The 12,117-nt window shown below is 71.3% G+C and carries 10 protein-coding genes; 3 read left to right on the plus strand and 7 right to left on the minus strand.

What is annotated here, in order from left to right; translation table 11 throughout:
- Nucleotides 1-88: 88 nt before the first annotated feature.
- The 3 genes from AB0I28_RS13920 to AB0I28_RS13930 all read right to left on the minus strand — a co-directional run bounded on the left by AB0I28_RS13920 (nucleotide 89) and on the right by AB0I28_RS13930 (nucleotide 4,534).
- Nucleotides 89-2,527, minus strand: a complete 2,439-nt coding sequence (locus tag AB0I28_RS13920) for a tetratricopeptide repeat protein (protein WP_357493073.1) — start codon at nucleotides 2,525-2,527, stop codon at nucleotides 89-91.
- A gap of 61 nt (nucleotides 2,528-2,588) precedes the next feature.
- Complete coding sequence (locus tag AB0I28_RS13925) at nucleotides 2,589-3,791, minus strand: peptidoglycan DD-metalloendopeptidase family protein (protein WP_357493075.1); 1,203 nt, start codon at nucleotides 3,789-3,791, stop codon at nucleotides 2,589-2,591.
- Nucleotides 3,788-4,534 carry a hypothetical protein gene (locus tag AB0I28_RS13930; RefSeq protein WP_357493077.1) on the minus strand — a complete coding sequence of 249 codons (747 nt, stop codon included), beginning with the start codon at nucleotides 4,532-4,534 and terminating at the stop codon, nucleotides 3,788-3,790. Before AB0I28_RS13930 ends, AB0I28_RS13925 begins: the two co-directional genes overlap by 4 nt.
- A 479-nt stretch (nucleotides 4,535-5,013) precedes the next feature.
- On the opposite strand from AB0I28_RS13930, the gene AB0I28_RS13935 reads away from it, so the two are divergent.
- Nucleotides 5,014-6,657: a discoidin domain-containing protein gene (locus tag AB0I28_RS13935; RefSeq protein ID WP_357493079.1), complete on the plus strand. Its 1,644-nt coding sequence runs from the start codon at nucleotides 5,014-5,016 to the stop codon at nucleotides 6,655-6,657.
- On the opposite strand, the gene AB0I28_RS13940 is transcribed toward AB0I28_RS13935, so the two are convergent.
- The 3 genes from AB0I28_RS13940 to AB0I28_RS13950 form a co-directional block, all read right to left on the minus strand.
- Nucleotides 6,654-9,233 (minus strand): excinuclease ABC subunit UvrA, encoded by a 2,580-nt coding sequence (locus AB0I28_RS13940; RefSeq protein WP_357493081.1) that lies wholly within the window; start codon nucleotides 9,231-9,233, stop codon nucleotides 6,654-6,656. The genes AB0I28_RS13935 and AB0I28_RS13940 overlap by 4 nt on opposite strands.
- A gap of 149 nt (nucleotides 9,234-9,382) precedes the next feature.
- On the minus strand, nucleotides 9,383-9,760 hold the full coding sequence (locus tag AB0I28_RS13945; protein ID WP_357493083.1) for a DUF4267 domain-containing protein: 378 nt from the start codon (nucleotides 9,758-9,760) through the stop codon (nucleotides 9,383-9,385).
- 10 nt (nucleotides 9,761-9,770) lie between these two features.
- Nucleotides 9,771-10,682 carry an alpha/beta hydrolase gene (locus tag AB0I28_RS13950; protein WP_357493085.1) on the minus strand — a complete coding sequence of 304 codons (912 nt, stop codon included), beginning with the start codon at nucleotides 10,680-10,682 and terminating at the stop codon, nucleotides 9,771-9,773.
- Between the two features lie 108 nt (nucleotides 10,683-10,790).
- Between AB0I28_RS13950 and AB0I28_RS13955 the strand changes: the two genes are divergently transcribed.
- The gene (locus AB0I28_RS13955; protein ID WP_357493087.1) at nucleotides 10,791-11,276 is read left to right on the plus strand and encodes a MarR family transcriptional regulator; all 486 of its coding nucleotides are present in this window, start codon (nucleotides 10,791-10,793) and stop codon (nucleotides 11,274-11,276) included.
- Nucleotides 11,277-11,289: 13 nt separating this feature from the next.
- Here AB0I28_RS13955 and AB0I28_RS13960 read toward each other — a convergent pair whose 3' ends face one another.
- Nucleotides 11,290-11,547: a hypothetical protein gene (locus AB0I28_RS13960; RefSeq protein ID WP_357493089.1), complete on the minus strand. Its 258-nt coding sequence runs from the start codon at nucleotides 11,545-11,547 to the stop codon at nucleotides 11,290-11,292.
- A gap of 385 nt (nucleotides 11,548-11,932) precedes the next feature.
- Between AB0I28_RS13960 and AB0I28_RS13965 the strand changes: the two genes are divergently transcribed.
- The gene (locus tag AB0I28_RS13965; RefSeq protein ID WP_357493091.1) at nucleotides 11,933-12,076 is read left to right on the plus strand and encodes a hypothetical protein; all 144 of its coding nucleotides are present in this window, start codon (nucleotides 11,933-11,935) and stop codon (nucleotides 12,074-12,076) included.
- Nucleotides 12,077-12,117 lie beyond the last annotated feature (41 nt).

The following is a 12,117-nucleotide window of genomic DNA, read 5'->3' on the forward strand; positions in this document are numbered from 1 at the left end:
CGGGATCGTCACCAGTGTCTGCCGAGGTCCCGGCCCGCGAAATCCGCTGTCGGGGCCGGACGGCTCGCTTCACACGGCGTGGTCTCGTTCAGGCGCCCAGGTCGCGCAGACGCCCGAGCACGTCCACGGCTTCGGGCACACCGCACTCGGTGTAGCCGTCGGCGGCTCGGCGCAGGTGGCGCCGTTCGGCCTCCACGTCGGCCAGCCGCCGGTGGGCGACGGCAAGGCCGCGGTGGGCGCGGGCGAGCTCATAGCGATCGCCCTGGGACTCGGCGAGCCGCGCCGCCCGCTCGTGCTGTTGGATCGCGGCCTCCGGTTCACCGGCCGCGGTGAGCGCCTCGCCGAGATGGTTGCGGACGTCGCGTTCGGTGTCCCGCACACTCGTCCGGGCGATGTCGAGCGCTTCACGCAGCCGGGCGACGGCCTCGTCGTGGCGTCCGGCGCACAGCAGGTCCTCCCCGAGCATGGTCATGGCGGACACGATGCCCACCGGGATGCCCTCCCGAAGGCAGAACTCCAGGCAGTCGGTATGGATGCCGACGGCGGCGGCGAGGTCGCCGCGTTCTCTGGCGACGACGCCCTGGTAGACCCGGATCCGGGCGCTTGTGTAGGTGTCGTCCGGCTCGATGAGGCTCTGGGCCTCATGGAGCCGGCGCGCGGCTTCGTCGACCCGGCCGAGTTTGAACAGAACGATGGCGATGTTGATGTGCACCGGGCCGACGACGGGCCCCCGCTGCGTCCCGATCAACGCGAGCGCCGCCTCGTACTGTTCGAGGGAGCGCTCGAAGCGTCCGGTCAGCTTGTGGAGCAGGCCCAGGTTGCCCAGGGTCCGGGCGGTGTCGACGTGATCTCCGGCCTCGCGTTTGAAGGCCACCGACTGTTCCAGGCACGTCACGGCCTCCGGGTAGCGCCCGGCGGCGATCATGAGCGCGCCCCGGTCGGCGAGTGTGTGCCCCTTCTTGAAGGGGTCGCGCAGTCGTTCGGCGATCGCCAGGGCCACGCCGTTGACCTCGGCCTGAGCGTCGAGGTCGCGGTCGTAGGCGGAGAACGCGTTGACGGCGACGGCCAGCTCCCAGGCGCGTTCGAACTCCCCGGCCTTCTCCGCCACGGCGACGGCGGCGGTGAGGTTGCCCAGTTCGGCCCGGTACCAGTCGAGGGCCTCCTGTTTGCCGCTCAGGGCGGCGAGTCCGATGTCGAACTCCTCGGCGCCGGAGGTGAAGATCCGCTTGCCGGGCCAGAGCTCGGCCGCCGCCTGGTAGGCGTGCTGCCGGTAGGCGGCCAGCAACCGCAGCAGCGCTTTGCCCCGGTCCGCTTCGGAGTTCTCGAGTGCGACGAGGCGTTCGGCGAAGAGGCGGACGAGATCGTGCAGCCGGTAGCGGCCGAACGACCGGGTCTCGATCAGATGGACGTCCACAAGGGACTCCAGTAGGCCGTCGACGGTGTCCTCGGGCAGCCCGGACAGGGCGGTGGCGGCCGTGCGATCGAGGTCGTCGCCGGGCGCGAGGCCGAGGCTGCGGAAGACGAGCCGCTGCTCGGCGCCGAGTTCGAGGTAGGACGCGCGAAGCGCCGCGGTGACGCCCCGGTAGCCGATGTCGAGCGCGTCGAGCAGTCTCTCCTCGTTCGAGAGCCGGACCAGCAGGTCGGCGGCGGTCCACTTCGGACGGCTGCGCAACCGCGCTGCGGCGAGTCCGATCGCCAGTGGCAGCCGACCGCACCGTTCGGCGATGGCGGTGTCCTCGCCGGGTTGTGTGTGGCCCGGAAGCGCGGCCCGCAACATCGCCGCCGCCTCGGTTCGGGAGGCCGGTTCGAGCGCCACGGCGAACGCACCGGGCAATGTGGACAGCTCGCGGCGGCTCGTGGCGATCACCAAACTGCCCGGCGACGCCGGCAGCAGCTCCTGAAGTGCGGCCGCCCCGGCGATGTTGTCGAACACGAGGAGGACGCGGCGGTCGGCGAGAATGCTGCGATAGCGGGCGAGCAGCTCACCGGATCCGGTCGGCACCGCTTGATCCGGAACGCCGAGGGCGCGCAGGACCCGTGTGAGCACCGACCGCGTACTCGGGCGCGGTGCGACCGAGGTCGTGAAGCCGTGCAGGTCGACGAAAAGCTGCGCGTCGGTGTATCCGTCACCGATCTCGTGCGCGAACTCGACGGCCAGCGAGGTCTTGCCGACGCCGGCCATGCCGTGCACCGCGATGACGCGCGCTCCCTCGGTGACCGCCGTGCGCATCGCGGCGAGCTGCGCTTCGCGCCCGGCGAAGCCGGCGAGCGGCGGCGGCAGTTCGCGAGGCACGATCGTCGGCCTCGCCGTCGATCGCATCAGCGTTTCGCGATCGGCGTCGCCGAGTTCCAGTGCCTCGATGAGCAGCCGCAATGTCCGCGGTTGGGGCGTCGCCCGCCCGGTCTCGATGTCGCGGATCGTGCGGGTCCCGACTCCCGCCTTGGCGGCGAGTTCCTCCTGGCTGAGTCCCGCGGCGAGTCGTAGAACGCGCAGATCGCGCCCACGTCCAGGCACATCGCTTCGCATGGCGCCACTCTAGGACGCGGCCGCCCGCGAAAGCCGCTCGTCGCCGGCCGCCTGCCCGGGCTCAGTGGTCCGCGGCCAGCCAGGGCAGCGGATCGACGGATCCTCCGTTCACGCGGACCTCGAAGTGCAGGTGCGGGCCGGTCGAGGCTCCGGTGCTGCCGACGAGGCCGATCGCCGCACCGGCGTCGATCCGCTGTCCTTTGTGGACGTCCAAGCGGGACTGGTGCGCGTAGCACGTCCACACGCTCTGTCCGTCGATGCTGCCGTGGTCGATACAGGTCAGGAGCCCGTAACCGCCGTTCTCGGCGGCGTAGACGACGGTGCCGGCCGCGGCGGCGTGCACGGTTCGGCCCGGAGGGGCGGCGATGTCGATCCCCTCGTGGACCTGCCAGCGGTGGTAGTACGGGTCGTGCCGCGCTCCATGTCCACTGAGGACCGGACCGGCCACCGGTGCCTGCAGACTGCCGCGGCGCGGCCGTTCGATCTCTCCGCGCAGCGTCGCGGCCTCGTCCTCCAGGCGCTCGATCTCCTCGTCGGCACCGTCGACCGCGCCGGTGACCACCGTCGCGGCTTCCTGTCGTACACGCATGTCGGCGGCGAGTCCACCGACGAGGGCGGCCAGTTCGGCGGCCTCACGACGGTCGGTGTCGGGCAGGTCGCCGCGGGCCGCGACGCCTTGAAGCAGGGACGCCGGATCGGCTCCCGTGGCCGGCAGCCCCCAGCGCGCGTCCGCCTCGGCGAGCGTGGCGCCGATGGTGTCGGCGAGGCCGACGAGGTCGCCGATCAACTGGTCGGCGTCGTGGCCGGAGCGGTCGATGGTCTCGTGGAGGTACACGATCCGCTCGTGGATCAGGTGGAGTCGCGCGGTGTCGAGGTTCGCCCCGCGAGGCAGGCGCAGCCACGGCAACGGCTCGGCGGGGGCGCCGGACGGGCCGGACGACGGCTTCGGTTTCGCGGGCCCGGGCTTGTCCGGCCCGGGCTTGTCCGGCTTGGGCTTGCCCGGCCTGGGCTTACCCGACGGATCGGACGGCGACGGCGGTCGTTCGGACGGGCTCTCCGACGGCGAGGCCGAGTCACTGTCCGATGGGGACGGTTCGTCGGGGTGCGACGGGGAAGGCTCGTCGGGGCTCTGGCTCGCGGAGGGTTCGTGCCGCGGCTCGGACGACGAGGGCCCGGCGCTCGGGTCGGCCGAAGCGGTGCCGGGCACCGCCAGCAGCGAGGCGGCGAGAGCCGCCGCGACCATCGTGCGGTATCGGCGCGTCATCGGCCCGCCTGCTCGGTGATGCCGGGACGGCGGCGCGCGAAGCGGCCCGTGAGACGTTCGGCGATGGTCTTCGCGGGTTCCCGCAGTGCGGCGAACGGGTCCCTGCGCCGGGCGAGGGAGCCCGCCGCGATCACCGCCAGTGCCATCGCCGCGAGCAGTGCGTACAGCGTGAACAACGGTATCGGCGACGGCTTCGTCGGTGCGGCCCCGACCGGTGCGGGCTGGACGGGCGCGTTCTCGGCGACGGGCACCGAAGCAAGGAGGTAGGCGTTGGCGGAGGTGCCGTCGGCGGCCGTCGCTTCCGGAGCGGCCGTGCCGACCGTCGCGGTGTTGCGGACCAGCCCACCGAGCGGGGGAGTGTCCCCGAGTTTCCCTCGAAGCACGACGGTGAGCGGTGTGGCGCCGTCGGTCGGCCGCAGCTTGGACCAGCGGCAGGACAGCGTCGTTGCGTCGGTGAACGTGCAGTGGCCGCCGCCGTCCTCGACCTTCGGGGTGATGATCGGCAGGCTAGTGGTGAAGGAGACGGCTATGTCGGCCGCGGTCGCCGGGCCCCGGTTGCGGACGGCGATGCGGTGCTCGACGGCCTCCCCGAGTCCGGCCCCGAACGGCGCGGTCGTCAGCTCGACGGCGACGTCGGCGGTCGGCGGAGCTTTCGCGGCACCGGCCGGGGTGGCGGCGAAGGCCGACACGAGCGCGGTCCACACGAGTACGTGCCGGGCGGCACGTGCGAGGTCCATTGTCATCAGTGGTCTCCCTGGCGGCCGGTTGGATCGTCGTTCGTGCCTGCCTGCCGCACGGCTCCGCCCGCACCCGGGGCGTCACCGCCCTCGGCCTCGGCGGCGACCGGGCCGATCGACCTACGAGCACGGGTCCGCATCGGCCCAGATTAGCAACATCTGCGTTGTTTACCCGCTTATAAGCTGTTTCAGTGGAATGCGAAGGCGAGGACGCCCGCGCGGACGCGGAGGGCCCGCCGACGTTTCGCGACCGGCCAGTCGCTGATCTTCGGTGTGGCGAGCCGGATCAGCGCAATGCCGATCCGCCTCAGGTGATCACGACCCGCGGTCGTTCTGAACGCGCAGCCGATCGCAACGGAAAGGCAGCGAGGTCAGGTTTCAAACAGGTTGCCGTCTGGTTATTGCAGAATTTTGTCGCAGTCCCTACGCTTGGCGGGGACGTGAACGCGTCGCACCCCGCCCATCCACGAAGGGGAGTGCCGTCCATGACCATCTCTCGCAGAACCCTCCTGGCCGCGTCCGCCGCGGCGGCGTTATCCGGGATCCCCTCGCCCGCGTCCGCCGCGAGCCCGGTCGGCGACGTCGTCGGCAAGATAACCGTCGGCTACCAGGGATGGTTCGCCGCCATCGGCGACGGTTCACCGCTCAACGGCTGGTGGCACTGGAGCGACAACTGGGGGCAGCCGCCGTCGGCGGGTAACAACGCGATCGTGTCCTGGCCGGACATGCGCGAATACACCAGCTCCTACGCGACGGCCTGGCCCGATCTCGGCGACGGACGGCAGGCGCGGCTGTTCTCACAGCACGACGCCCAGACGATCGACACGCACTTTCGCTGGATGCAGGAGAACGGCTGCGACACCGCCGCTCTGCAGCGCTTCAACCCGGTCGGCGGCGAGGGCCCGATCCGTGACGCCGTCACCGTCAAGGTCCGCGCGGCGGCCGAGGCGCGGGGCCGCAAGTTCTACATCATGTACGACGTGACGAACTGGCTGAACATGCAGTCGGAGATCAAGGCCGACTGGGTGAACAAGATGTCGGCCTACACTTCGTCACCGGCTTACGCGCGCCAGAACGGCAAGCCCGTCGTCTGCATCTGGGGCTTCGGCTTCGCCGAGCCGAGCCGCCCCTTCGCACCGGCGCCCTGCCTTGAGGTCGTCAACTGGTTCAAGTCCCGGGGCTGCTACGTCATCGGCGGAGTGCCCACGTGGTGGCGGTCGGGGATCAACGACTCACGGCCCGGCTTCTTCGACGTGTACACGGCGTTCGACATGATCTCCCCGTGGATGGTCGGCCGTGCGAGCAACCTCGGCGAACTCGACTCCTACTACAACAACGTCAACCTCGGCGACCAGGCCGAGTGCGACAACCGGGGCATCGACTACCAGCCCTGTGTCATGCCGGGAGACCTGTCCAACCACGCCAGATTCCATGGCGACTTCTACTGGCGCCACTTCTACAACATGACCCGCCTGGGCGCACAGGGCATCTACATCTCCATGTTCGACGAGTACAACGAAGGCAACCAGATCGCCAAGACCGCCGAGAACGCCTCCCAGATCCCCGCCGGATCGAACTTCGTCACCCTCGACGAGGACGGCACCGCCTGCTCCTCGGACTACTACCTGCGCATTACCAAGGACGCCGGCGCCATGTTCAAAGGCGCCGCCCCGCTGACCCCCGTCCGTCCGACCCTCCCCATGCTCGGGCAACCGCCCGACCCTCCCGCGGACCTGGCCCGCAACAAACCGACCCAGGCGAGCACCACCAACGGCGGCTACCCCGCCTCGAACGCCGTCGACGGCGACCAGGGCTCCTACTGGGAGAGCGCCAACGGCTCCTTCCCGCAGTGGCTCCAGGTCGACCTCGGCGCGGCGGTCTCCATCAACCGCGTCGTGCTGAAACTGCCGGGCCACTGGGGCAGCCGCGTCCAGAACATCGCGGTCTCCGCCGGCACCGACGGATCCGCCTTCACGCCGATCGTCGGCACGACCGCCTGCACCTTCAACCCGGAAGTCACCATCACCTTCCCGCCGACGGCCCAGCGCCACGTCCGCCTCACCATCACGTCGAACACAGGCTGGCCCGCCGGACAGATCTCCGCCTTCGAGGTCTACCGCACCCCCTAGCCGCCGGCCGGGTCTCGCGGCGGTCGGCCCGAGGGTGCGAGCACCTCGCGCAGGTAGCGGCCGGTGACACTGCCGGGGCTGCCGGCGACCTGGCCGGGGGTGCCGGCGGCGGTGACGCGACCGCCGTCCACGCCGCCGCCGGGACCCAGGTCGAGCACGAAGTCGGCGTTGGCGATCATGTCGAGGTCGTGCTCGATGAACACGACCGTGGCTCCGTTGTCGAGCAGCCGTTGCAGCACGCCGAGGAGGACGCGGACGTCGAGGGGGTGCAGGCCGACGCTGGGTTCGTCGAGGACGAACAGGGAGTCGTGCTGGTCCCGGTCGAGTTCGGTGGCGAGTTTGAGTCGCTGCGCCTCGCCGCCGGACAGGGCGGGGGTGGCCTCGCCGAGGGTGAGGTAGCCCAGGCCCAGGTCGACGAGGGTCTGGAGGCGGGCGCGGACCTTGTTCAGATCGCCGGTGTGCTCGACGGACTGGGCGACGGTGCACGCGAGCAGCCGCGGCAGGGTCAGCCCCTCCTCCTCGTCGCCTCCGCGCGGTACACGGCGGATGGCGTCGGCCTCGGGGGAGTAGCGGGAGCCCTCGCAGTCAGGGCAGGCGATGTCGACGTCGGGAAGGAACTGGACGTCGAGTTCGATCTGGCCGGTGCCTTCGCAGGTGGGGCAGCGCAGGCTGCCGGTGTTGTAGGAGAAGGCGCCAGCGGTCAGACCGCGCTCCTTCGCCGCGGGCGTGGCGGCGAAGGCGCGGCGCAGGTCGTCGAGGACACCGCTGTAGGTGGCGACGGTGGAGCGCACGTTGATGCCGATGGGGGAGGCGTCGACGACGTTGACGCGGGTGATCCCGTCCGGGGTGATCTTCCGGATGTGCTCCGGGAGCGGCCGGCCCGAGGCCCGCGCCTTCAGCGCCGGGACCAGGCTCTCCAGGATGAGGGTGGTCTTGCCGGATCCGGAGGCGCCGGTGACCGCGGTGAGCCGGCCGCGCGGGATGTCCAGGTCGAGGGCGTGGACGGTGTGCAGCGGCGCGGTGCGCAGATGGATGCGGCCCGTCGCGAACACGTCGTTCGCATCGGGCCGGGAGCGGACGAGGATCTCCTCGCGGCCGTCGAGGAAACCGGCGATCAGCGACGCCTCGCTGCCCACCACGCTGTCCAGGGCGCCCTCGGCGATGACGGTGCCGCCGTCGCGCCCGGACCCGGGCCCGAGTTCGATGAGCCAGTCGGCCTGGCGCAGCACCCGGACGTCGTGGTCCACGACGACGACCGAGTTCCCGTCCGCCAGCAGGCTGCGGACGACCCCGAGGAGACCGTCGACGTTGGCGGGATGCAGGCCGATCGACGGTTCGTCCAAGACGTAGAGCACACCGGTGGTCTGGTTGCGCACCGCGCGCGACAGCGCGACACGCTGGCGCTCGCCGGTGGACAGGGTGGACGAGGCGCGGTCGAGGGTGAGGTATCCCAGACCGAGTTCGATGAGCCGCCGGGCGGTGGCGACCATCTGGGAGACGATGCTCTGCGCCATGGGGACCATCGGTTCCGGCATGGTGGCGGGGATCGTCCGCACCCACGCGGTGACGTCGTCGAGGGTCTTGGCGGTGGCCTCGGCGAGGTCGATGCCGTCGACGAGGCTGGAGCGGGCCGCCTCGCTCAAGCGGGTGCCCCGGCAGTCCGGGCAGGTCTGCACGGAGAGGAACCTGTCGACACGGTCGAGCCCTTTCTTGGTGGTCGCCTTCTTCAAGGCCTCCTCGACCGCCTGGCGGGCGTTGCGGTAGGCGGCGTTGAGTTCGAAGAGCTTGCCGTTCCTGGCCGGGTACAGGATGACGCGCTTGACCGCCGGACCGTCGAAGACGATTCCGCGTTCCTTCTTCGTCAGCTTCGAGAAGGGCACGTCGGTGCGCACACCGAGTTCGGCGGCCACCTTCGGCACGGCCGCCAGCCCGAACATCGACCACGGCACGACCGCGCCTTCGTCGATGCTGCGCGAGCGATCGGGTACGAGGGAGTCTTCGTCGATCTCCCGCACGGTCCCGGTGCCGGCGCAGCGGGGGCAGGCGCCCTCGCTGTTGAACGCGAACGATTCCGCGCTCGGCGGCCCGAACACCGCGCCGCATTCGGGGCAGGTCAGCGGCAGGTCGAGCGCGACGTCCACGGTCGGCTGGAGGAGGTGTCCGTTGGGGCACCGGTGGTGTCCGAGCCGGGAGAAGAGCAGACGCAGGCTGTTGAGCAGTTCCGTGGAGGTCCCGAACGTGCTGCGCACCCCGGGCACGGCGGGCCGCTGCCGCAGCGCGAGCGCGGCGGGCACGTGCTCGACCCTGTCGACGTCCGCGTGCGCCGCCTGGGTCAGGCGGCGCCGGGTGAAGGTCGACAGGGCCTCCAGATAGCGGCGGGACCCCTCGGCGTAGAGCACGCCGAGCGCGAGCGAGGACTTGCCCGAGCCGGAGACGCCGGCGATCGCGACGAGCCGTCCCAGCGGCACGGTGACGTCGATGTCCTTGAGGTTGTGCACGCGGGCCCCGTGGACTTCGATCGCGTCCGGAGCGGGAGCCGGTCCGGGGCCGACCGTCTGCTTCGCTCGCTTTCCCACGGACCGGTCCCCTCCCTGCCACATCGTGCTCGTGTTCGCCGCGGCGCCTCTCGATCTTGTACCAGGCTCCGGCGCGTCGCCGGGTGAACCGCGGACATCCCGTCTTCGGTGGGGCGGCCGCCGCGCGGATCACCCGGCGCGGCGGGTGCTCACGCGATGAGCAGGAGCACGCTGATCACGAGCATCACCAGCGCGGTGGCGCCGTGGACGCCGTAGGCGGCCGACTTGGGTCCCTTGGCGCGCAGCACGATCACCGCGTCGCCGACGGGTATGGCGGTGGCGGCCAGCAGGGTCCAGCCCAGCAGCGTGGTGCTTCCGCCGAACACCACGACGAGGATGAGGAGCCCCGCGCCGATGTCGCGCATGCCTTTGACGGCGAGCCAGGAGCGGAAGGCAGGATCCTCGGTCGGGCTGTCGGGGATCCCGAACCCGGCCGCGCCCTGGGGCGCCCAGAAGGAACCCGTGCCCATGAGGATGACGCCGGCGCCGATGAGTCCGGCGAGAACGGTGGCGATGGTGGCGAGCATGGCGTGTCTCCTAGTCGCGGGCCGGCGCCTGGCCGGACGGGATGGTGTGGTCGAGGCGGAAGGTGTTCCGCGGGTCGTGGACGGCTTTGAGGCCACCGAGCCGGGCGGCCAGGAACCGGCCGGCGCGTTCCAGCGCCGCCCGTGCTTCGGCCGATCCGTCGTTGTGCTGGAACACGTGCGGTTGGCCCGCAGCCACCTCCAAGGTCACCGCGACCTCGTCGGTCGCGGCGCGTCCGGCGAGCCGTACCGCGTCGTCGAGGAGGAGTTCGCTGGAGCCGACCTGGATCAGCAAGGGCGGCAGCCCGGTGAGATCGGCGAAGAGAGGGCTCAGCTCGGGTGCCGCGCCGTCGGCGCCGTCGAGGTACTGCTCGAAGAGCCACGCGAGATCGGCCGGGGCGAAGATCGGATCCACCCCGTCCTTGGATCGCACGCTCGACCCGCTCAGGGTCAGGTCGACCGCCGGAGAGAACAGGACCGCCGCCGCGGGCATCGGCAGGCCGGCCTCGCGGGCGCGCAGCATGGTGACGACGGCCAGTGCGGCACCGGCCGAGTCGCCGGCGATCACCAGCCGTCGCGGGTCGGCACCGGCGTCGAGTAGCTCGCGGTACGCCGCGAGGCAGTCCTCGGGGGCGGCGGGGAAGGGGTGCTCGGGCGCCAGTCGGTAGTCGAGCGAGACCGCCCGGCCGTCCAGGTGGCGCAGTAGGGCGGCGGGGAGGTGGGCGGTGGCCCGCGCCGATCCGACCACGAACCCGCCGCCGTGGAGATACAGCAGCACGTCCTCGCCGGTGGTGGCGGGTGCCGCCGGGCGCAGGTCCAGCGCGGGCCGACCGCCGAGTGTCGTCTCCGACGCGTGGACGTCGGTGGGAAGAGGACGGGTGAACAGCGTCGCGAAGTGCTCGCGTCGTGCGGTGATGACGGACATCGCTTCCTCCTGGAAACTAGTCATGCTTCCTGACAGTCAGGCCACCTTATCAAGTTGCCTGATATTGTCAAGGCGCCTGATCAATCCGGCTGGAGGGGGCGCACGACCATGGCGACGCGATCCGGGGCACCCCAAGGGCAGGGCCGGCCGAGGCTGCCGTTGCCCACGCTGCTCACGCAGGCGAGGGACATCGTTCTGGGAGGACTTCACGACCAGCTGGCCGAGGAGGGATTCGAGGGGATCCGCTTCGTCCACGGATCCGTCTTCCGGACCATCGATCCCGAGGGGTCGCGGCTGACCACGCTCGCCGAACGCTCCGGGCTCACCAAACAGGCGATCAGCGAACTCGTCGACGACCTACAGGACCACGGCTACCTTGAGCGGGTGGTCGACGAGGCGGACCGCCGCGCGAAGATCATCCGGCTCACCGAGCAGGGCAGGAGGGCGCAGGCCGCGGCCGGCCGGATCCTCGCCGACATCGAGCGGCGATGGTCGCGGCTCCTCGGCGGGGACCAGGCCGCCGCGCTGCGCGGCGCCCTGGAACAGGTCATCGCCCTCGAAGCGGAGGATCCGGTCGCGTCCCGCGCACGGTAGAACCGTTGTGCGGTCAGGCCTGCGGCGCTCGTCCGATCTGGAGGATCCGGAAACGGTCGGGGTCGGCCGGCTCGGCCTTCTCGGCGACCTGGACGGGCGGCCGGGCCCACTGCCACACGCCGATGCCGCGCACCTTGGTGAATCGGATCGGGCCGCGAGTGCCCTCGACGGCGATGGCCGGCCATGCCGCGGCGATTCCCGCCGGGTCGGCGCCGCGGGTGCGCAGGACTTCGGCGAGGACGGCGACGGTGTCGTAGCCCTCGAAGGCCACAAAGGACGGTGCTGCGCCAAGGCGCCGCCGGAGGGCCGTCTCGACCCGCGTGCCCAGCGGGCCGAGGGTGCCGGGCAGGTAGCGCAGGAACGGGATGGCCGGCCAGCAGAAGAAGGGCGGTCGCGCCGCCGGCCGCCGGCCGTGCGACTGCGCCGGGGCGATGCGGCGGCGGCGCGGGTGGCGACGCTGTGAGATTCCCCCACGACGACGACGACGGCCGCGCCGAGGCCGGCGAACTCGCCGACGGCCGCCTCGGCCTTCTCGGCGCCCTCGCCAACTCTCGACGCGCCCCGAGAAAGTTCTCCCGACCGTTTCGAAAACGCGGCGACGGCTCCGGCCAATGGGCGAAGGATCGGGCACGCCGGTCCGCGAGCCAGGAGACACCGTGTCCCGTACCGTCACGCTGTGCCCGGAGCTCGTCGGCGGCGGCCCCAGGGTCTTCGAGGACGGCACGCTGTCGTCGGGGACGCTCGCCGAGTCGTATCCGACGCAGAGCGGCGCGATCTGCCTGATGTACGAGCGCAAGTAGCCCGATGTCTTCCCTCGCCCGCGGCGATCGGCCGGGTGGGC

It is taken from the genome of Phytomonospora sp. NPDC050363 (genome assembly GCF_040655735.1).
Taxonomy (GTDB): domain Bacteria; phylum Actinomycetota; class Actinomycetes; order Mycobacteriales; family Micromonosporaceae; genus Phytomonospora.

What these genes read in the sequence shown, in the direction of transcription:
- AB0I28_RS13945 (WP_357493083.1), bottom strand. Translation starts at nt 9,760, where the DNA reads ATGCTCGCCACCATCGCCACCGTTCTCGCCGGACTCATCGGCGCCGGC.
- AB0I28_RS13920 (WP_357493073.1), bottom strand. Translation starts at nt 2,527, where the DNA reads ATGCGAAGCGATGTGCCTGGACGTGGGCGCGATCTGCGCGTTCTACGA.
- AB0I28_RS13955 (WP_357493087.1), top strand. Translation starts at nt 10,791, where the DNA reads ATGGCGACGCGATCCGGGGCACCCCAAGGGCAGGGCCGGCCGAGGCTG.
- AB0I28_RS13925 (WP_357493075.1), bottom strand. Translation starts at nt 3,791, where the DNA reads ATGACGCGCCGATACCGCACGATGGTCGCGGCGGCTCTCGCCGCCTCG.
- AB0I28_RS13950 (WP_357493085.1), bottom strand. Translation starts at nt 10,682, where the DNA reads ATGTCCGTCATCACCGCACGACGCGAGCACTTCGCGACGCTGTTCACC.
- AB0I28_RS13930 (WP_357493077.1), bottom strand. Translation starts at nt 4,534, where the DNA reads ATGACAATGGACCTCGCACGTGCCGCCCGGCACGTACTCGTGTGGACC.
- AB0I28_RS13935 (WP_357493079.1), top strand. Translation starts at nt 5,014, where the DNA reads ATGACCATCTCTCGCAGAACCCTCCTGGCCGCGTCCGCCGCGGCGGCG.